Annotated in this window: 18 protein-coding genes; 3 read left to right on the top strand and 15 right to left on the bottom strand. The window is 72.1% G+C overall.

The features are described 5' to 3' along the window. Positions 1–16: 16 nt before the first annotated feature. From EV382_RS08380 to EV382_RS08335, 10 genes are all read right to left on the bottom strand, one after another. A complete protein-coding gene (locus tag EV382_RS08380) occupies positions 17–214 on the bottom strand; it encodes a hypothetical protein (protein ID WP_130401012.1) in 198 nt (65 codons plus the stop codon). Between the two features lie 4 nt (positions 215–218). Next, positions 219–539 carry a hypothetical protein gene (locus tag EV382_RS08375; protein WP_130401011.1) on the bottom strand — a complete coding sequence of 107 codons (321 nt, stop codon included), beginning with the start codon at positions 537–539 and terminating at the stop codon, positions 219–221. After that, positions 539–901 carry a DUF1622 domain-containing protein gene (locus EV382_RS08370; protein WP_130401010.1) on the bottom strand — a complete coding sequence of 121 codons (363 nt, stop codon included), beginning with the start codon at positions 899–901 and terminating at the stop codon, positions 539–541. The genes EV382_RS08375 and EV382_RS08370 overlap by 1 nt, the downstream gene beginning before the upstream one ends. 36 nt (positions 902–937) lie before the next feature. Then, positions 938–1525, bottom strand: coding sequence for a TMEM165/GDT1 family protein (locus EV382_RS08365; RefSeq protein ID WP_130401009.1), 588 nt, complete (start codon positions 1523–1525; stop codon positions 938–940). Positions 1526–1740: 215 nt separating this feature from the next. After that, positions 1741–2706, bottom strand: a complete 966-nt coding sequence (egtD, locus tag EV382_RS08360; RefSeq protein ID WP_130401008.1) for an L-histidine N(alpha)-methyltransferase — start codon at positions 2704–2706, stop codon at positions 1741–1743. Between the two features lie 20 nt (positions 2707–2726). Next, on the bottom strand, positions 2727–3503 hold the full coding sequence (gene egtC, locus EV382_RS08355; RefSeq protein WP_130401007.1) for an ergothioneine biosynthesis protein EgtC: 777 nt from the start codon (positions 3501–3503) through the stop codon (positions 2727–2729). A 43-nt stretch (positions 3504–3546) separates the two neighbouring features. Then, positions 3547–4884: an ergothioneine biosynthesis protein EgtB gene (gene egtB, locus EV382_RS08350; RefSeq protein WP_130408593.1), complete on the bottom strand. Its 1338-nt coding sequence runs from the start codon at positions 4882–4884 to the stop codon at positions 3547–3549. Between the two features lie 59 nt (positions 4885–4943). Then, a complete protein-coding gene (gene egtA, locus EV382_RS08345) occupies positions 4944–6179 on the bottom strand; it encodes an ergothioneine biosynthesis glutamate--cysteine ligase EgtA (protein ID WP_130401006.1) in 1236 nt (411 codons plus the stop codon). A gap of 157 nt (positions 6180–6336) precedes the next feature. Then, positions 6337–7158 (bottom strand): hypothetical protein, encoded by an 822-nt coding sequence (locus EV382_RS08340; protein ID WP_130401005.1) that lies wholly within the window; start codon positions 7156–7158, stop codon positions 6337–6339. A 16-nt stretch (positions 7159–7174) separates the two neighbouring features. Continuing rightward, positions 7175–7807 carry an RNA polymerase sigma factor gene (locus tag EV382_RS08335; protein WP_130401004.1) on the bottom strand — a complete coding sequence of 211 codons (633 nt, stop codon included), beginning with the start codon at positions 7805–7807 and terminating at the stop codon, positions 7175–7177. Positions 7808–8345: 538 nt separating this feature from the next. Between EV382_RS08335 and EV382_RS08330 the strand changes: the two genes are divergently transcribed. Both EV382_RS08330 and EV382_RS08325 read left to right on the top strand, forming a co-directional pair. Further along, positions 8346–9713: a serine/threonine protein kinase gene (locus EV382_RS08330; RefSeq protein ID WP_130401003.1), complete on the top strand. Its 1368-nt coding sequence runs from the start codon at positions 8346–8348 to the stop codon at positions 9711–9713. Positions 9714–9838: 125 nt separating this feature from the next. Further along, positions 9839–11101: a nucleotide sugar dehydrogenase gene (locus EV382_RS08325; protein WP_130401002.1), complete on the top strand. Its 1263-nt coding sequence runs from the start codon at positions 9839–9841 to the stop codon at positions 11099–11101. Between the two features lie 107 nt (positions 11102–11208). Here the strand turns inward: EV382_RS08325 and EV382_RS08320 are convergent, their stop codons facing one another. The 5 genes from EV382_RS08320 to EV382_RS08295 form a co-directional block, all read right to left on the bottom strand. Next, complete coding sequence (locus tag EV382_RS08320; RefSeq protein ID WP_130401001.1) at positions 11209–13683, bottom strand: ABC transporter permease; 2475 nt, start codon at positions 13681–13683, stop codon at positions 11209–11211. Between the two features lie 147 nt (positions 13684–13830). Next, the gene (locus EV382_RS08315) at positions 13831–14496 is read right to left on the bottom strand and encodes a response regulator (RefSeq protein ID WP_130401000.1); all 666 of its coding nucleotides are present in this window, start codon (positions 14494–14496) and stop codon (positions 13831–13833) included. A gap of 76 nt (positions 14497–14572) precedes the next feature. Next, positions 14573–15775, bottom strand: a complete 1203-nt coding sequence (locus tag EV382_RS08310) for an RNA-guided endonuclease InsQ/TnpB family protein (RefSeq protein ID WP_130400999.1) — start codon at positions 15773–15775, stop codon at positions 14573–14575. Between the two features lie 226 nt (positions 15776–16001). Continuing rightward, the gene (locus tag EV382_RS08300) at positions 16002–17228 is read right to left on the bottom strand and encodes a sensor histidine kinase (RefSeq protein ID WP_130400998.1); all 1227 of its coding nucleotides are present in this window, start codon (positions 17226–17228) and stop codon (positions 16002–16004) included. 47 nt (positions 17229–17275) lie between these two features. Then, positions 17276–17983, bottom strand: a complete 708-nt coding sequence (locus EV382_RS08295) for a DUF305 domain-containing protein (RefSeq protein ID WP_130400997.1) — start codon at positions 17981–17983, stop codon at positions 17276–17278. A 138-nt stretch (positions 17984–18121) separates the two neighbouring features. Between EV382_RS08295 and EV382_RS08290 the strand changes: the two genes are divergently transcribed. After that, on the top strand, positions 18122–19567 hold the full coding sequence (locus EV382_RS08290) for an LVIVD repeat-containing protein (RefSeq protein ID WP_130400996.1): 1446 nt from the start codon (positions 18122–18124) through the stop codon (positions 19565–19567). Positions 19568–19580: the final 13 nt, after the last annotated feature.

Below are 19580 nucleotides of genomic sequence, written 5' to 3'. Positions count from 1 at the left end.
GCGCGCCGAACCCCGGTCACTGACGACGTTCGGCCGGCGGCAGGTCCTCGGTCTCCTCGGCCAGCGCCTCGGCCGCCGGCCCGGTGAGGTCATCGCCCGGCACCGCCACCGCCTCGACGCGATCCTGCTCGTCGGGCTTCCCGCCGGGCGGCGGCTCCGGAGCGGTGCCAGCGCCGGAGAAGCCGTACTCGTTCGGTTCGTCGTGCCGGCTCATGTGATCATCCTCCCGCTTTTCCCGCTTCACCTGTTGACGCCAACGGTAGGTGGTGATCGTCGTCGGCGCAGGGCGCCGGGGATTGTCGACCGGACCATGGTGGTGGCCTGCTCAGCGCCATGCCGAGCACCTGACGCAGGACGATGATCGCCGCCGCACCGGCCAGGCCGCTCCAACCCGGCTCGCCCGCGAGCCGGAGCACCCCGGCCGCGGTGAGCACGTCCAGCAGGATCCGCACGCCGCTGCGCAGGGCTCTCGTCGTGAGCGTGGTGACCACCCCGGCGACCAGCGCCAGGGCGGTGACCGCCGTGACCAGAGCGCCCATCACGCGCGCCGCTCCCCCTCGGCCACCTGACGCTGCTCCTGACGGATCTCGCGGCCGAGAAAGTAGTTCAACGCCGTCCGGATCGTGGCGATCGCGGCGAGTTGGCCGATCTGCGTGAACGACGGGGACACCGCCGTACGCAGCACGTCGGCCGCCAGCTGGAATTCCAGACCGAGCGTCAGAAAGCGACCCAGGGAGAGCCGGATCGGCGTGAAACGGGCGGCACTGCGGTGTCGCAGCCCCTCGACCACGAACCGCACCGCCGCCCACACCGCGCCCACGAAGATCACCAGCGCGCCGGCCACCTCCACCACGGCAACCAGCACCTGATCGCCCTGGCGCAACAACTCGGCCGGCTCCACCCCGGGCCGTTACCCGCCCTCGGTGCAGCTAGGCCCTCACGTCAGCTCGTTCACCGCCTCCAGGATCAGCCAGAGACCGGAGATGGCGAAGAGGATCGCCGCACCGTACTTGATGGTCTTCTCCGGCAGCCGCCGACCGAGCATCCGGCCGACCATGATGGCCAGCGCGTCCGCGGCCACCATGCCGATGGTGGAGCCGAGCCAGGTGCCGAACCAGCCGTACTTGGTGGCGAGCGTGATCGTGGCGAGCATCGTCTTGTCACCCAACTCGGCGAGGAAGAACGCCACCGACACCGCCACCAGCGCGGTCTTGTTGGTCTTCTCGGCCTTGCGCTTCTCCTCCTCGGTGAGCTTGTCCCCACGTAGCGTCCACGCACCGAACCCGAGGAACGCCACGCCGGCCACCAGGGAGATCCACTCGGTCGGCAGCACCGCCCCGAGACCCACACCGATCGCGACCGACGCCAGGTGCACCACCGCGGTGGCGATCGTGATGCCGATCAGCACCGGGATCGGTTTGAACCGCGTGGCGAAGGTCAGCGCCATCAGCTGGGACTTGTCCCCCAGCTCGGCGACGAAGATGACGCCGAAGCTGACGACCAGCGCGGCGAAAAATCCCTCCATGACGTCCTTCCCGTTCACGCCGGGAGGAGGTACAGGGGCGCCCTCGACCCGGCTGCAACAGCCTGAGTCGAAGGTCTCGCCCGCCCCGGAAACCGGGGCCGCGTGGCCGGATGCGGAACGCACCAGTATGTCGACCACGACATTGGGGGCTACTCCCCTTCGCGCGGCCAGCCTATCGGATCACCACCCGGACCGGCCGGGTCGGGTGAACAGGCTCACCGCGCCCGCGCCAGCGTGACACCGAAGAGCGCGTCCGGATCGGTCCAGAACTCCGCCGTGGCGAAGCCGGCCGAGGCCAGCTCCGCGGCGATCCCCTCCCGATGGAACTTCGCCGAGACCTCGGTACGCAGCTCCTCCCCCGCCGCGAAATCGACAGTCAGCCCCAGCACCCGCACGCGCATCGGCCGAGTCGCCCGCAACCGCATCTCGATCCACTCGTGCTCGGCGTTCCAGACGGCGACATGCGCGAACGCGGACGGGTCGAAGTCGGCGCCCAACTCACGATTGATCACGTGCAGCACGTTGCGGTTGAACTCGGCGGTGATCCCGGCCGCGTCGTCGTACGCGGGCACGATCACCGACGGGTCCTTCACCAGGTCCGTACCGAGCAACAGCCAGTCACCGACCTCCAGCGCGGCGCGCATCGCCGTGAGGAACTCAGCCCGCTCGGCGGGCAACAGGTTGCCGATGGTGCCGCCGAGGAACACCACCAGACGCTGGCCGCCGGTGGGCAACCGATCCAACTGCCGGGTGAAGTCCCCCACGATGCCCCGCACCCGCAGGCCGGGATAGTCGGCGGCGATCTGGGCGGTGGAACCGCGCAGCGCGCTGACCGACACGTCGAGCGGAACGAACGTGCCCAGCCCACCCCGACGGGTGAAGGCGTCCAGCAGCAGGCGGGTCTTCTCCGACGAACCGGAACCCAACTCGATGAGCGTCTTCGCCCCGGTCAGCGCCGCGATGTCGGGCGCGTGCGCGGCCAGCACGGCCCGCTCGGCCCGGGTCGGATAGTACTCGGGCAGCCGGGTGATCTCCTCGAACAGCTCGCTGCCCCGGGCGTCGTAGAACCACTTCGGTGGCAACCACTTCGGCCCGGCGCTCAGCCCGGCCCGGACATCGTCGCGCAGGCCGCGCTCCAGGTCACCCTCTTCGAGGTAGACCTCCAGGGGTTCCGCCGTCATCGGTTCGCTCCTCTGTTCGATCAACCGTCGCCGGCCCGCCCGGCGCGGCGCACCGGGGTCGGCAGTGGACGTACCCGCATCTCGTCCGCGGTGGCGACGACGAGGTGCCCCTCCGGCACCGACCGCCACCCGGGATCGTCGTCGTGTGGCTCGGAGGCGAGCAGCACCGAACCCGGCGTCTTGCGAACCGACAACGCGTGCCCCACCACACTGGCCACCACCCGGTGCCCGTCGGTGAGCAGCACGTTGAGCCGCGACCCGGGCGCGGCGGCGGCGACGTCGGTCACCGTCCGCCCCACCGCCTCGCCCGCGTCGACGCCAGCGCGCAACCGATGCCGCACCAACGCCCACAGCAACGCCGAGTCGGTGGCGGCGTCCAGGGTGAGCAGGTCACGCACCGGCAGAGCGGCGGCCAGCGGCACCATCGAATCCGGCCAGCCACGGATGACACCGTTGTGGCTGAACAGCCACCGCCCCTGCGCGAAGGGCGCGGCGGCACCGTCGAGCACCGCCATCCCGACCGTGGCCGAGCGCACCGCCGCCACCACCGCCGCGCTACGGGTCACCGCCGCGAGCTGGGCGATGGTCGGGTCACTCCAGATCGGCTGCGCCCGCCGGTACCGCACCGGCTCACCCTCCCCCGGGTACCAGCCGACACCGAACCCGTCGGCGTTGATCGTCCCGCCGCCGCGCATGTCGCGCGGAGCCCAGGACTGCCGCACCAACGAATGCGGCGGATCGAACAACACCTCGGCCAGGGTGACCGGCGGCCCCAGATAGGCCAGGTGGCGACACATCAGCGCCCCCGGCCCGCCGCCGGGCCGCCGGTCGTGCGGCGACTCACCGGTACGACTCGTCCGGCCGCACGTCACGGGCGCAACGGAACCCGCTGAAGATCTGCCGGCGAATCGGATAGTCCCAGTTGCGGAAGGTGCCCCGACAGGCGGAACGGTCGGTGCCGAACGAGCCACCACGCAGCACCCGGTAGTCGTCGCCGAAGAAGACCTCCGAATATTCGCGGTACGGGAACGCGGTGAACCCCGGGTGCCCGCCGAACGCGGTGGAGGTCCACTCCCAGACATCGCCGATCAGCTGGTGCACCCCCAACGGGGAGACGCCCGCCGGGTACGCGCCCACCGGCGCCGGCCACAGATGACGCTGGTCGAGGTTCGCGTGCGCCTCGGTCGGGTCGTCGTCCCCCCAGGGGTAGCGGCGCGACCGCCCGGTCGTCGGATCCCACCGGGCCGCCTTCTCCCACTCCGCCTCCGTCGGCAGACGCTTACCGGCCCACGCCGCGTACGCCTGCGCCTCGTACCAGCACACATGCACCACCGGCTCGTCGGCGCGGACCCGCGCCCACCGGCCGAAACGCCGGTACGACCAGTCGTCGCCGTCACGGCGCCAGTGCATCGGGGCGCTGAGCTGCTCCCGAACCCGATGAGCCCAGCCGGGCGGGCTCCACCAGCGCTGCTCGGAGTAGCCGCCATCGGCGATGAAGGCCGCGTACTGACCGTTGGTCACCGGCGCGGCGTCGATGGCGTACGCCGGGAGGTCGACCCGGTGCGCCGGACGTTCGTTGTCCAACGCCCACGGATCCGTGTCCGTGCCCATGGTGAACTCGCCCGCCGGCACCAGCACCTCCGCGCCGATCCGGACCGACGGCTCGGGCGGCGGCGGGGCGTGCAGCACCGCCGGCCCCGAGCGCAACTGATGGGTGGCGAGCATGGTCTCGTCGTGCTGCTGCTCGTGCTGCACGATCATGCCGAAGGCGAACCCGTCGGCGACCAGTGGCCGCTCGGTGAAGGCCACCGAGTCGAGCAGATCGTGCACCTTGTCCCGAACGGTGGCCAGGTAGGCGCGCGCCTCCGCAGGCGGCAGCAACGGCAGCGCGGGGCGGTCCCGACGCGGCTGCCTGAACGCGTCGTACAACTCGTCGATGTCACACCGGACCGGCTCCCGGCCCCCGACGTCCCGGACCAACCAGAGCTCCTCCTGATTACCGACATGGGCGAGGTCCCAGACCAGCGGCGACATCAACGGTGAGTGCTGGCGGGTCAGATCAGCGTCGTCGACCACCTCGGTCAACAACGAGGTGCGGGCGCGGGCCCGCGCCAACTCCACCGCGATGCGGTCGCGCAACCGCTCCCCGTCGACGCCACCCGACTGCGGGGCTCGCAACCGCTCCCCGTCGACGCCACCCGACTGCGGGGCTCGCAACCCCGGCTCACTCCTCGCACTCACTGGTCTCTCCTCTCAGCGGCGGCCAGCCGCTGGCGTACCCCTCGCCGGATCTCGTCGTGGATGCTGGCCGGCAGGTCCAGGTGGGGTAGGGCGGTCAGGGCCAGGTGGAGCAGGGCCGCCGCGGCGGCGGCCAACGCCGGGTCGGCCAGACCGTGCCGGGCGGCGGCCGACCAGCGGTGCGCCACCGGCGCGGCGATGGTGTACGCCTCACGCACGGTGCCCGGATCGTCGAACAGGGCGGTCAGCACCGCCAGCGGAATTCGCCAGTCCCGATCGGGCTGAGCGTCCAGGTAGCGCAGCTCCAGGTAGCCGCGCGGCCGCACCGGTGGAAAGAGGGTGCTGACGTGGTAGTCGAGGTCATCGGTGGTGGGTGGTTGTGGCAGCGCGCCGTCGAGCCAGTCGGCGAAGGTCACGCCGTGCGGCGCGGCCCAGTCGGCGTCGCGCCGGCGCAGACAGAGCAGCGGCGCGGCGAGCACGTACCTGACCCAGGCGTCGGTCGGATCGTCCCCGGCACGGGCCGGTGACCAGACCGGTCTGGTCCGGGCCGGGTCGATCGCCAGCCAGGCGGCCATCCGGGCGGAGGCCCAGCCGGTGCGCCGCCCAGCGTGTCGGGAGGCGGAGGCGAACGCGGCGAGCAGCGGGGGCCCGACCGCGTGCGCCGCGGCCCAGCGGTGCGCGACCTGGCCCGGCTCACCGGCGTCGAGGCAGATCTGCAGGCCGGCGGTGCTGTACATCATCGTGCGGCCGGCCGCGCCGTGGCGGTCGAAGGCCCCGCGCATCGCGCGGTAGCGGGGGGTTTCCACCACCGGGCGGGGCCGTCGGTGGGGGTCGATGCCGCTGCGGCCGAGGATCAACCCGGCGGCGGCCAGCAGGTCGGTGACCTGGGCGATGTCGGCCTCGGTGGCGCTGATCAACGCGGCGACCGAGGGGCGGGGCAGGGTGGAGATCTCCAACTGGCCGCCCGGCTCCAGGGTGACCAGGCCGCCGTGTCGAAGCGGCTCGGCCGGGCTGGTGGCATCCAGCGTGGTGGGGCGGTGTCGCCCCAGCGCCATCCGCAGCCGCGTCGCGTCGACGGGGCGGGCGGGATCGGCGGCGTCGTGCACGGTCCATTCCAGTTCGACGCCGGTGTGGGTGGGTGGGCCGGTCTTGAAGCAGATCCGGGCGAGATGTCGGACTGCGGCTGCGGACTCGCGCAGGATGGCGCTGCGGTCCAGCTCAGGCGACGTCACCAAGGGTCAGGCCCCCTCTCCATGCGCCGGTTCCGGCACACCGTGCCACCGTAAACCCACCCTCCGACACCGTCGGGGGCGCGCACGGCACCACCAACCCCTGTCTAACAGACGAATGTCCGATCCAGGGCGGAACCAAACCGCTGCCGCCGCCGACCGTTCAGCCGGCGGCGGGGTGGTCCGGTCGCGCCCGGGGCGGCGGGGCCTTCGCCGACGCGGCCGGCTTGCCCTTCACCGACGCGGTCGGCTTGCCCTTCGCCGACGCGGTCGGCTTCGTCTCGGGCACCAGCCGCTGGCAGTACGCCTCGACCTCGGCGGGGCCGCCGGCAGCGGTGACCAACCGCTGGAAGGCCGGCGTGCGCAGCGCCTTCTCCCGCTGGTCGGGTGCCTTCGCCTGCCACGCCCGGCACTGTCCGTGCAGCTGGGCGGCGGAGGCGGACGCGGCCGGCGGCGTGGCGGTGTCGGGTGACGGGGCGCCGGGGGCCACCGACCGACCGGCCTCGGGCGAGCGGGGTAGGTCCGGCGGCGGCGAGGGTGAGGTGCGCGACGGCGCCGGTACGACGGGTTCTGGCGCCCGGTCCCGGGTGACCGCGGCGAAGGCCGCCCCCGCGGTGGCGGTCGCCGCCACCGCGCCGATCCAGGCCACCGCACCGGTGGTCACCCGACGGCGGCGTCGCTGCACCACGCTCGGCGTCGGGTTGGCCCGGGCGGCCCGGAAGGCGGCCAGCGCGGCCTCCTCGCCGGCCAGCTCGCCCGGTCGGGCCGGGCCGGCCGCCGCGGCGAGCAGAGCGGCCACCGGATCGGCCCCTCGTACGGTCGGGAGGGCCTCGTCCGCCTGAGGTGAGGTCGTGTCCGTTCTCGTGGGCGCGGTTCTCGTGGGCGCGGCCCACGGGCCCTGATCGGGCCCGGTGTCCACCCGGGCGTGGGCCGAGTCGAGCAACCGCTCGGTGTCGGCGTTCTCGGCCCGCCCGAACGGGTTCATCGGGAGTCCCCTCACGTCAGCCGTCCGCCGGTTCGGTGTGCGGTGCCCGCAGGGCGGAACCGCTCCCGGTGCGGGGCGTCGGCACCTCGTCGACCCCGACCGCTGACCCGGTCGGGGTCTGCCGGGCCAACAGGACCGCGAGCCGGCGCAGGCCGCGGTGAGCGGCGGTCCGCACGGCACCGGCCCGGCGGCCCAGCACCCGGCCGGCCGATCCGGCGTCCAGCCCGATCACGGCCCGCAGCAGGACCGCTTCGGCTTCCCGGGGCGGCAGGGTGGCGATCAGCGCGAGGGCGGACTCGGTACCGATCGTCTCGCTGGCCCGCTCGGCGGTGTCGGCGTCGCTGGCCAGTTCGGCGAGCGCCTGCACCGGGACCGGAAGCGAGGGCCGACGGCGCAACCGGCGCAGGTGGTCCATCGCGCGGTTGCGGGCGATGGTGACCGTCCAGGCCCGGAACTCGCCCCCGGTGAAGCTGGGCAGGTCACGGGAGATCTGGAGCCAGGTCTCGGAGGCGACGTCCTCGGCCTCGGCCCCGACGAGGACGGTCAGATACCGCAGCAGCCCAGGCTGGAGGCTGCGGTAGAGGAAGCGGAAGGCCTCTTCGTCCCCGGCCTGCGCGGCGGTCACCGCCTCCGACAGGTCGGCGGTCATGCCCGGCCCACGCATCGTCGCTGGCGTGCCGGCCCGCCCAGGCGCGCGGGGGCGGGCCACGCGGTACGGCTCGCCCGCCCGATCAGCACCCGCACCGCACCGCCCTCCGCCGCTCTGATTGTGCCCACGACCATGATTGTCGGGGCGGCGTGTCCGGGGCGCCAACGCCAGGGGGCCGGCCGGCGCGCTGCCCGCCAAGGTAGCCGGGAGGGCCCGGGCCGGGCTAACGCTAAAAGGGGGCTCCCGACCCGACAAGCCGGCGTCGTGTCACGGAAGAGTGACAATTATCAACGCTGCGGGACGGCGCGTCGTCGTAACGGCCGGTGAGCTGGGGACGCCAACCACGTCTGGCGGCGCTTTCTTGCCACGGTGGACGGCACGAACGACGGAAATTGTCGCTTTTCGTGACACCGCAGATCCGCAGCGTCACCGCCGCCGGGCGTCCACACAGGTCAGGCCGGATCAGTCAGGCTGAACCAGCCGCCCGGCGGCCCTGCCGCAGCGCGCCGCCCCGCGCCACGCTAGGTACGGTAATGCGGTGTTGTCATCGGAGGTCGTGCTCAGCGGTCGCTACCGCTTGGACGAACGTGTCGCCACGGGCGGCATGGGCGACGTTTGGCGTGGCTCCGACCTGATTCTCGGCCGGCAGGTCGCGGTCAAGGTGCTGCTGCCGGCGCTGGTCTCCGACCCCGATTTCATCGCCCGGTTCCGCGCCGAGGCCCGGATCATGGCGGCGTTGCGGCATCCCGGCATCGTGCAGGTCTTCGACTGCGGCGCGGACGACCTCGCCGACGGTGGCCGGGCCGACTACCTCGTCATGGAGTTCGTCGCCGGCGAGCCGTTGTCCAAGCGGATCGAGTCGGCCGGGCGGCTCGAGGTGGCCGAGACGATGTCGATCGTGGCCCAGGCGGCCGCGGCCCTCAACGCGGCGCACCGCGGCGGCATCGTGCACCGCGACGTCAAGCCCAGCAACCTGCTGGTGCAGGAGGACGGCACTGTCGTCCTGGTCGACTTCGGCGTGGCCCGCTCCACCGACATCACCAGCATCACCAGCACCAACGCGGTGCCGGGCACCGCCCTCTACATGGCGCCCGAGCAGGCCGCCGGCCGGCCGGTCAGCGGCGCCACCGACATCTACGCCCTCGGCGCGGTCACCTACTGCTGCCTCACCGGCAGTCCGCCGTTCACCGGCGACAATCCGCTGCAGGTCGCCGTCCGGCACCTGGACGACGAGCCGCCGGAGTTGCCGCACGACATTCCCGAGGCGGTCCGCGCCCTGGTGTCGCGCGCGCTGGCCAAGGACCCGCAGGAACGGTTCAGCAGCGGAGCGGCGATGGCCGAGGCCGCGCGGACGGCGGTCACCGGCGGCGAGCCGCCGACGGCGATGGCCACACCGATCGCGCTGCGCGACGCCGGGCCGGGCACCCGCACGGACGCGGCGGCCGGCGCGGCGGTGGCCGGCAGTTCGCGGGCCGAGCGCCGGCGGGGTCCACTGGTCGGCGCGGCCGCGGCCATCCTGGTCGCGTTGGTCGGGCTCAGCGCGGCGCTGGCCGCGACGCGCAACGCCGGCGAGGACCCGGCGGTCCACCTGCCGACCACCTCACCGACGGTGGCACCGAGCGGCCCGGTCGACCTGCCCGCGGCGAACGAACAGATCACCAGCGTCGACCCGGACCGGCCGGACCGCAAGCACGTCCCCGGCAACGCCCCGTCGGCCACGCTCTCCGCCACGCCGAGCTCGCAGCCGAGCGAGACCCCCACGTCACCGACGCCGACGGCGGAGGTCACCGCGCCGCCGACCAGCGCGGCACCGACCACCGCGGCACCGAACGATCCACCGCCGCCGACGGACCCGCCCACCACCACGAGCGCGCCGGTCGATCCGGACGTACCCGCCGGCGGCTGAACCGCCCGGCTCGTCGCCGCCCCGGCGGCCCCACCAGCACCGATATCCCCAAAACGGACTTACGGCGTGGAAAACGCCTCTACGCTCTCCGCAGGCCATTTACACCATCTGCTGCGGGAGCCTGGGTGAGCGCTGAAAAGCTGGTCGTCATCGGTCAGGGGTATGTCGGACTGCCACTGGCCATGCGGGCCGTCGAGGCGGGGCTCGACGTCGTGGGTCTCGACGTCGACGCCGACCGGGTCAAGCGGCTCGCCTCCGGCGAGTCGTTCGTCGAGGACATCCCGGCCGATCGTCTGGGCCGGGCGTTGGGCAGCGGCCGCTACCACCCCAGCACGGAGTACACCGACGCCGACGGGTTCGACATCTGCGTCATCACGGTGCCGACCCCGCTGCGCGACGGCACCCCGGACCTGAGCTTCGTCGAGCAGGCGGGCATCGGCATCGGCCCGTACGTACGGCCGGGCTGCACGGTCATCCTCGAGTCGACCACGTACCCGGGCACCACCGAGGAGCTGCTGCGTCCGCTGTTGGAGTCGGCCAGCGGGTTGACCAGCCCCGGCGACTTCCACCTCGGCTACAGCCCGGAACGGATCGACCCGGGCAACCCGACCTGGCGACTGGAGAACACCCCGAAGGTGGTCTCCGGTGTGGACCCGGCGTCGCTGGCCCGGGTGGACGACTTCTACCGGCGCCTCGTGGAACGCACCGTGCCGGTGGACTCCACCCGCGTCGCCGAGCTGACCAAGCTGATCGAGAACACCTTCCGCCAGGTCAACATCGCGTTGATCAACGAGCTGGCGATGCTCTCGCACCACCTCGACATCGACGTCTGGCAGGCGATCGACGCCGCCTCGACCAAGCCGTTCGGCTTCATGCCGTTCCGGCCCGGTCCCGGTGTCGGCGGGCACTGCCTGCCGATCGACCCGTGCTACCTGTCGTGGCAGGTCAAGCGCCGCCTCGGTCGGCAGTTCCGGTTCATCGAGCTGGCCAACGACGTCAACCACGAGATGCCCGAACACGTCGCGCAGCGGATCATGGGAGGGCTGAACCGGGACGGCCGGGCCGTCAGCGGCGCCCGACTGCTGCTGCTCGGTCTGGCGTACAAGAAGAACACCGGCGACATGCGCGACTCCCCCGCCGTCGACGTGGCGCGCCGGTTGCAGGCCCTCGGCGCCGAGGTGCACGCCGTTGAGCCGTACGCGGAGGCGCACCAGATCCCCGCCGGGGTCACCGTGGTCGGGCTCACCGAGCGGGAGGTACGCGCGGCCGACGCGGTGGTGGTGGTCACCGACCATGACACCTTCGACTACGACCTGGTGGTCGAGCACGCCCGCTACATCTTCGACACCCGCAACCGGTGCGTCGGCCCGACGGTCGAGCGCCTGTAGACCCGGCACCGCTGGCCGGTCCCGCCGCCGGGGGAAGATGGCGGGGCCGGCCAGCGGATGTCCGCACCCGCCGGGGCGAGACCCGGCCGGTAGGAACCGCGACCGGGTCACTGGTCGCTGAGCGCCTCGACGACCGGGCGGGACAGCGCCCGGCGGGCCGGCAGTACCGAGGCGAGCAGGGCGGCCAGCACCGCGACGCCGAGGGTCAACCCGAGTTGGCCGAGCGGCAGCACCACGTGGAAGTCGCCGCCGAGGCGGTCCAGCAGGGCCATCGTGGACGCGCTGACTCCGGTGCCGAGCCCGATGCCGAGCACCACGCCGACCAGCGCCATCAGCACCGCCTCGACGGCGAGCACCGCCCGCATCCGCGCCCGGGTGAGCCCGACCGCCCGCAGTACGGCGTTCTCCCTGGTCCGCTCGACCACCGACAGACTCAGGGTGTTCGCGACGCCGACCAGGGCGATGACCACGGCCAGGGCGAGCAGCGCGGTGACGAGGGCGAGCAGCATGTCCACCGTGCCGGTGAGCATCTTCTTGTACGCGCCCTGGTCCATGAGGTTCACCGTCGGGTAGCGGCCCAGCACCGCGATGATCGCGTCACGGGCCTGCTCGGGGCGCACCCCGCTGGCGGGGTCAATCTCGGCCAGGTAGCCCCGCTGGGCGGGGAAGAGCGCCGCGAAGTCCTCGTCGGACAGGTCGATGACGTGACCTGCGGGCACCTCGCCGGTGGCGGTGTCGTCGGTGACGACGGCGGCCACCCGGAACGACGTCCCCCGCACGGTCACCGAGGAGCCGACCTGCCAGCCGCGGGCCTGTGCCAACTCGCGGTGCACCAGCACCTGCCCCGGCCCGACCCGCTCGGCGTCACCGGCCAGCACCCCGCTCAGGGTCCGACCGACCAGCGCCGGGTGGGCCGCGCGGATCTCGACGTCGTCGACGACCGTACGACGCTGCTCGTGCACCACCCCCAGTTCGGGGCGGGCGGCGAGCTCACCGACGAGCGCGGCCGGCAGGTTCTGACCGATTCCGCTGACCACGAAGTCGGTGCCGATCTGGGCATCCACGCTGCGTTCGATGCCGTCCTTGGTGCTGCGCGCGCCGACCATGAACGCCGAGACCAGTCCGATGCCGATCACCAGCGCGGTGGCCGTCGCGGCGACCCGCCGCGGATTGCGCACCGTGTTGGCGACCGCCAGCTCACCGGTGGCGCCGAGCACAAGTCGTACCGGCCAACCGAACACCCGGGCCAGCGCGGGGACGAGCACCGGCCCGAACAGCACGATCCCGAAGAAGGCGAGCACCCCACCGGCCGCCACCAGCACCAGTTGGCCGGCGCTGGCGGCGCCGGCCAGCGCCGCGATCCCGGCGGCGAGCACCACCGCGCCGACGCTCAACCGAAAACGACCAGCACCCTGGCTGGGCTGCACGGCGGCTTCGGTGAGCGCGGCCACCGGGGCGATCCGCGTTCCCCGCCAGGCTGGCAGCAGGGCGGCGCACACGGTGAGCCCGGTGCCCAGCAGCAGGCCGGTCAGCACTGTCGAACCGGTCACGGTCAGGCCGCCGGTGACGGGTACGTCCAGGTGGGGCAGGAGCAGCCGCAACCCGGCGGCGAGGGCCGCCCCGAGCAGCACCCCGAGCGCGGAGGCGACCAGGCCCAGCACGGCCGACTCCAGCAGGGTGGACCGGAAGACCTGTGCCCGGGTGGCGCCGATCAGACGCAGCAGCGCGGTCCGTCGGGTGCGCTGTGCGAGCACGATCGCGAAGGTGTTGGCGATCACGAAGCCGGCCACCACGATCGCGACCCCCACGAAGATCAACAGCAGCATGCGGAACTGCCTCATGTTGCGGACCGCGGCCTCCACGGCCTCGTCGAGGATCTGCTGGCGACTCTTCACAGTGGCTTCGGCGCCGGCCACGGCGCGTACCCGCTCGGTCAACGCCGCCACGTCGACGCCCGGTCGGGCCGCCACCATGATGCGGCCGTAGCCCCGCTCACCGGTGAGCGCCAACGCGTCCGACCCGACCAGGCCGACGAACGGACCGCCGACGTCGCGGACGGTCCCGGCCACGTCGACGGTGCCGACCAGGGTGTACGGGCGGGCCGCCCCACCGGTGGCGCCGATCCGGACCGCCGCGCCGAGCCCGAAGCCCTGCTCGGCCGCCGTCGGCGCGTCGAGCACCACCTCCCCGGCCCGGTCGGGCAACCGGCCGGCCACCAGGTCGTACGAGCGCAGGGCGTCCTCGGTGGGGACGGCGACCAGCATGGTGAAGCCGAGCACCGGCCGCCCGTCGGCGCCGACGATCCCGGCGGTGTTGGTCAACTCGCCGGCGGCGGCGGCCACCCCGTCGAGCGTCCGCACCCGGTCGATGAGAGCCGGGGGCAACACCTCGCGGCCGGCCGGGTAGACACCCAGGTCGGTGTGGCGGTCGAAGGTGCCGGCCCGCTCGTACGCGCCGGCCTGCATGCCGTCCACGAAGATCATCGTGCCGGCGACGAACGCGACGCCGAGCACGATGGCGAGCGCCGAGAGCAGCATGCGCAGCGCCTCGGCACGCAACGAGCGCAGGGTCAGGCGGATCATGCGGTGCTCCCGGTGCAGGTGGCGGATCGGACCCCACCGACGCTAGGGCCGGCACCGGTCCGTTGATCTCCACCTGCGCGCTCGACCTGCCTGCGCCCCGGGTCGCGCCGCGCCCGTGCACCGCTACGACCCAGGTCGTACGCGGCGTCATCCGCCCGGCGTGACCAGCCCGCTCTCGTACGCCAGGACCACCGCCTGGACCCGGTCGCGCAGCTGGAGCTTCGCCAGGATCCGCCCGACGTGGGTCTTCACCGTCGCCTCGGCCACGTGCACCCGGGCGGCGATCTCCGCGTTGGACAGCCCCTGGGCGACCAGCAGCAGCACCTCCCGTTCCCGTTCGGTGAGCTGCGCGAGCCGGGGGTCGGCGCTCGGGGCGGTGCCGAGCTGACCGGCGAACCGGTCCAGCAGGCGTCGGGTGATCGACGGGGCCACCACCGAGTCGCCCTGGGCCACCACCCGGATCGCGGCCAGCAACTCCTCCGGCGGAACGTTCTTGAGCAGGAATCCACTCGCCCCGGCCTGCAATGCCGCGAACGCGTCCGCCTCGGTGTCGAAGGTGGTCAGCACCAGCACCCGGGGTCCACCCGGGGGCCCCTCGGCGCAGAGCCGCCGGGTCGCCTCCACCCCGTCCATGGTGGGCATCCGGATGTCCATCACGACGACGTCGGCCTCGGTGCGGGCGAGCACCCGCAGGGCGTCCGCACCGTCGATCGCCTCCCCGACGACCTCCAGGTCGGGCTGGGAGTCCAGCACCATCCGGAACCCGGCGCGAACCAGCGCCTGGTCGTCCACGATCACTACCCGGACCGTCATGCCGCGATCACCTCCGTCCGTTGCCGGCTCTGACGTTGACGCCCTCTCCGCCCTGAGGGGTAGAGATTCCGGTCTGCTACACCGCCGAAGCGGCAAGCTCCCGGCGGGTTACCGCTTCCCCGCGCGGTGCCGGCATGGGTGCCGGTCTTACCCGCGCTCCACGGTCGTTGAGGTCCGCCCGCCCGGCGGCCCTGATGTTCCTGGCGGCGTTCACGTCTCGGTCGTGCAGGCTGCCACATGGGCAGCCCCACGTCCGGACGTTGAGCGCCATCTTGTCGTTGATCCGGCCGCAGTCCGAGCACATGCGGGTCGACGGGAAGAACCGATCTACCCGGGCGAAGGTGCGCCCGTACCGGGCAGCCTTGTACTCCAGCATGGCCGTGAACTGCGACCACCCAGCGTCGTACACCGACTTCGCCAACCGTGTCCGGGCGAGACCGGTCACGCACAGGTCCTCGACGAACACCGCTTGGTTGTCGCGGATGATCTGCGTCGAAAGCTTGTGCTGCCAGTCCCGCCGGGTGTCGGCCACCTTCGCGTGCGCGCGGGCGACCTTCACCACGGCCTTCCTACGGTTGTTGCTGCCCCGCTGCTTACGGGACAAGCCCTGCTGCAACCGACGCAGCTTGCGGGCTGCACGACGCAGAAACTTCGGCGCGCTCACCTTCGTCCCGTCGGACATCACCGCGAAATGCGTCAGCCCCAGGTCAATGCCGACCTCCGACTCCCGCTCGGGCAACGGCTGGTCGGCGGTCTGCACCACGAACGAGGCGAAGTACCGACCGGCGGCGTCCCGGACCACCGTCACCGACGTCGGCGCAGCCGGCAACTCCCGCGACCAACGGACTTCCAGATCGCCGATCTTCGGCAGCCGCAGTCGACCGTTGTCGAGGACCTTGAACCGGGCGTTGGCGGTAAACCGGACCGCCTGCCGGCTGTCCTTACGGGACCGGAACCGGGGAGCGGCGACCTTGCGACCCTTGCGCTTACCCGACACCGAGGCGAAGAAGTTGCGGTACGCGGTGTTCAGGTCCGCGAGGGCCTGCTGCAACACTACCGACGACACCTCGCCCAGCCACGCCCGCTCCGGCGTCAACTTCGCCACGGTAACCCGCTTGGACAGCTCGGCGTCCGTCGGATACGGCAGGCCAGCGTCGTGTGCTTCCTGACGCACGCGCAGCCCGTCGTTGAACACCACCCGCGCACACCCGAACGCCTTCGACAACGCCTCACGCTGGACGCCATCCGGGTAGAGCCGGTAGTTGTACCGAAGCTGCACGGGGCCGAATCTAACACTGGCCTATGACTGACCTCGGAGACATCCGCACCGGTACACACTGCACTTTCGCGTTGCACGCCCACCTGCACCAACCACCTGTGGTCGGCGTCGTACTTCGCCGGCTCCGTCGGTGGGGCACCCTGAGCGTCCTGCGGCATTACATCGAGCAACAGAACCGTCCGGCCCAGGGCACGCTCGGGCCTTGCCGGCCCTCCCACACCGGCCTTCACCACCGCCCTGAAGGACGGTGCACTAGCCCGCATTTCGGTAGCGGCAGCCGGACCTCGACCTGCCAGCCCCCGGTCGGCCGGGGACCGGCGGTGAGGCTGCCGTCGTACACCGTCACCCGCTCCCGCATGCCGAGCAGGCCGTGCCCCCCGGACGGCGCCGGACTGACCAGCGGGCGGCCGCGACCGTCGTCGACCACCCGGACCACGACGGCCTCGGCGGTGTACGACAGCACGACCTCGACGCCGGCGCCGACACCGGCGTGCTTGAGCGCGTTGGTCAACGCCTCCTGCGCCACCCGGTAGAGGGTCAGCTCCAGGCCCGGCGGCAGGGCCGGTGGCGCACCGGTGACGGTGCTGCGGATGTGCAGCCCGGCGTCGTCGAACCGGGCCAGCAGGTCGGGCAGTTCGGCCAGGGCGAGGCGGCGGTGCTCGGGGTCGGCCGCCACCGCCAGTTCGTCGGCCCCGTCCGCGCCGGCCGGGCCGGCGTCGCGCAGGACACCGACCAGCCGGCGCATCTCTTCGAGGGCCTGCCGGCCGGTGTCCGCGACCACCTTCACGGCGGTCCGCGCCTGGGCGGGGTCACGGTCGAGCATGAACCGGGCGCCGTCCGCCTGGACGATCATCACGGCCATGCTGTGGGCGACAACGTCGTGCAGCTCACGAGCGATCCGGGTGCGCTCCTCGGCGACCGCCGCCCGGGACTCGGCCTCCCGCTCGCGTTCCAGGGTCGTGGCCCGCTCCTCCAGGCTGAGGACGTACAGCCGGCGGGTCCGCACGTTCAACGCGACCAACCACACCGCACCGGTGACCAGCGCGTACCACAGCGCGGTCATCCACCACCGGATGCCGCTGGGGGCCTGCGCGGCGGCCAGCAGCACCCCGACGGCCGCGACTCCGCCGGCCAGCACGCCGTCGCGCAGCCGCCGGCCGTACTTCACCACGCTGTAGAGGGCGATCAGGACGGCGACGTCGTAGATGAGCGGACCCCACCGGGCGACCACCTGGATCAGGGCGAGCACCGCGACCGCCACGGTCACCGCGACCGGGTGGGTACGGCGGAACAGCAACGCCACCGCCATCCCCACGCCGACCAGCGAGGCGGCCCAACCGCCCGGCTGGCTCACCGCCGCCGCCAGGGACAGGGGCGCCACCAGGCCGGCGACGGCCACGTCGAAGGCGACGCTGCGCAGCGGGCGACCGAACAGGGTGCGTCTCACGGTCACCCAGCGTACGTGCCGGGGCGCTGGGTGCTTGTGCCCCGCGCCCGGGCTCAGCGGTCGAGGATTTCGCGCATGCGGTCGATCTCGACGCTCTGCTCGGTGGCGACGGAGTTGGCGAACTCGTTGAGCGTCAGGTCGGAGCCGACCGTGAGCAGGTTGGTGGCCATCTCGATGGCGCCCCGGTGGTGCTCGGTCATCATCTGGACGAAGAGCCGGTCGAAGTCCGCGCCACGGACCGCGGCGAGCTGCCGCATCGCCTCGGGCGACTGCATGCCGCGCATGGTGCCGTGGTCGTGGCCCGGCACCTCGGCCGGGAGGCCACGGGTCTGCAACCAGCCCCGCATCATGCCCATCTCCGGCCCCTGGCTGGCCCGGATCCGATCGGCGATGGCACGGACGGTGGGGTCGGCGGCCCGGTCGGGGGCGAGCTCCGCCATCGCCAGGGCCTGCGCGTGGTGCGGAATCATCATGCGGACGAACCAGACGTCCAACGAGTTGTGCGGGGCGGGGCCGGCGTCGCGGACCTCATGGGCCGCGCGGGTGGCCGCCGGCTCTCCCGGACGGCCGGGCGCGATGACGGTCAGGTCGGTGGGGACGGGACTGGCGCTCGGCGACGCGACGGAGGTGACGGGCGCGGAGACCGGCTGCACGGCGCCCGTACCGGTGTCGCCGCCGAGGTGGATCATCATGAACGCCACCAGCGGCACCGCGACAGCCAGTGTGACGACCGCCAGGGTCCGTGCGCGCCGGCTGGTCATGGGCCACTCCCTGCAGTCGAGGTCACCGCGATGTTATCCATTGAAGAACACACTTTCATGTGACCCCGATCACATCGACGTTCTTCGTCGGGCGGTAACGTGTCAACCATCGTCTCCCCCTTGCGAAGGGCCCCGCCGATGATCAGACTCCCCCAGCCACGGTTACGACAACTGCGCATCGTGGCGGTGGCCACGACCGGCCTCCTCGTCGCCAGCGCCCTCGTCGCCCCGGCGAGCAACGCCCAGACGGTGCCGCAGGCGGCCCCAGCCCCTGCGCTCACCAACACGATCCCCGGCGTCGACGAGATCGTGAGCAGCCCCAACCTGCGCCAGATCGCCAACGTGCCCAAGGTCGCCCCACTGGACGCGACCAACAGCGACATCGCCTTCCAGGGCAAGTACGCGTTCGCCGGCAACTACAACGGCTTCGTCATCTACGACATCTCGCGGCCCAGCGCTCCGAAGGTCACGGCCCGGGTGCTCTGCCCGGGGTCGCAGAACGACATTTCCGTCCACGGTGACCTGCTCTTCCTCTCCACCGACTCGTCCCGCAGCGACGACTCCTGCAACAGCACGGCGCAGGGGGCCGACGTGAAGGACTCGTGGGAGGGCATCAAGATCTTCGACATCAAGAACAAGGCCAACCCGCGCTACATCAAGTCCGTCGAGACTGCCTGCGGCTCACACACCCACACCCTGGTGCCGGGCAAGGACCGCAAGGCCGTCTACCTGTACGTCTCGTCGTACAGCCCGCGGGCCGAATTCCCCGACTGCCAGCCGCCGCACGACTCCATCTCCATCATCAAGGTGCCGGTGAAGAAGCCGACCGACGCGGCCGTGGTCGCGACGCCGAACCTCTTCCCCGACGGTGGCTTCCCGGGCAGCGGGACCGGCTCGGCGACCACCGGTTGCCACGACATCACCGCGTACCCGTCGAAGGACCTGGCCGCCGGCGCCTGCATGGGTGACGGCATCCTGCTCGACATCAAGAACCGGGAGAAGCCGCGCGTCATCAACCGGGTACGCGACGAGGTCAACTTCGCGTTCTGGCACTCGGCCACCTTCAACAACTCCGGCACCAAGGTGATCTTCACCGACGAGCTGGGTGGTGGCGGGGCGGCGACCTGCAACGAGGCCGTCGGCCCGAACCGCGGCGCGGACGCCATCTACGACATCGCCGGCCGCGGCAACGCCCGGACGATGACGTTCCGCAGTTACTACAAGATCCCCCGGGCGAACGCCGACACCGAGAACTGCGTGGCGCACAACGGCTCGCTGATCCCGGTGCTCGGCAAGGACATCATGGTCCAGGCGTGGTACCAGGGTGGCATCTCGGTCTTCGACTTCACCGACTCGGCCAAGCCGAAGGAGATCGCCTTCTGGGAGCGGGGCCCGCTCTCGGCCGACACGTTCGTCGGTGGTGGCACCTGGTCCGCGTACTACTACAACGGCCACATCTACTCCAACGACATGGTCAAGGGCCTGGACGTCCTGGAGCTGAACGACTGGCGTACCTGGACGGCCAAGCTGACCCGCTACTCGGAGCTCAACGTGCAGACCCAGCCCAGCTACCTCGGCTGGTAGGCACCGCGCACCA

Origin of the sequence: Micromonospora violae (assembly GCF_004217135.1) — a bacterium.
In the GTDB taxonomy this organism is placed as follows: Bacteria; Actinomycetota; Actinomycetes; order Mycobacteriales; family Micromonosporaceae; genus Micromonospora; species Micromonospora violae.
This window is presented reverse-complemented; position numbering and strand designations above follow the sequence as displayed.

Coding starts and splice junctions, on each gene's coding strand:
- EV382_RS08380 (WP_130401012.1), bottom strand. CDS start 214: ATGAGCCGGCACGACGAACCGAACGAGTACGGCTTCTCCGGCGCTGGC.
- EV382_RS08375 (WP_130401011.1), bottom strand. CDS start 539: ATGGGCGCTCTGGTCACGGCGGTCACCGCCCTGGCGCTGGTCGCCGGG.
- EV382_RS08365 (WP_130401009.1), bottom strand. CDS start 1,525: ATGGAGGGATTTTTCGCCGCGCTGGTCGTCAGCTTCGGCGTCATCTTC.
- egtD (WP_130401008.1), bottom strand. CDS start 2,706: ATGACGGCGGAACCCCTGGAGGTCTACCTCGAAGAGGGTGACCTGGAG.
- egtC (WP_130401007.1), bottom strand. CDS start 3,503: ATGTGTCGCCACCTGGCCTATCTGGGGCCGCCGGTCACCCTGGCCGAG.
- EV382_RS08340 (WP_130401005.1), bottom strand. CDS start 7,158: ATGAACCCGTTCGGGCGGGCCGAGAACGCCGACACCGAGCGGTTGCTC.
- EV382_RS08335 (WP_130401004.1), bottom strand. CDS start 7,807: ATGACCGCCGACCTGTCGGAGGCGGTGACCGCCGCGCAGGCCGGGGAC.
- EV382_RS08320 (WP_130401001.1), bottom strand. CDS start 13,683: ATGATCCGCCTGACCCTGCGCTCGTTGCGTGCCGAGGCGCTGCGCATG.
- EV382_RS08315 (WP_130401000.1), bottom strand. CDS start 14,496: ATGACGGTCCGGGTAGTGATCGTGGACGACCAGGCGCTGGTTCGCGCC.
- EV382_RS08295 (WP_130400997.1), bottom strand. CDS start 17,983: ATGACCAGCCGGCGCGCACGGACCCTGGCGGTCGTCACACTGGCTGTC.
- EV382_RS08290 (WP_130400996.1), top strand. CDS start 18,122: ATGATCAGACTCCCCCAGCCACGGTTACGACAACTGCGCATCGTGGCG.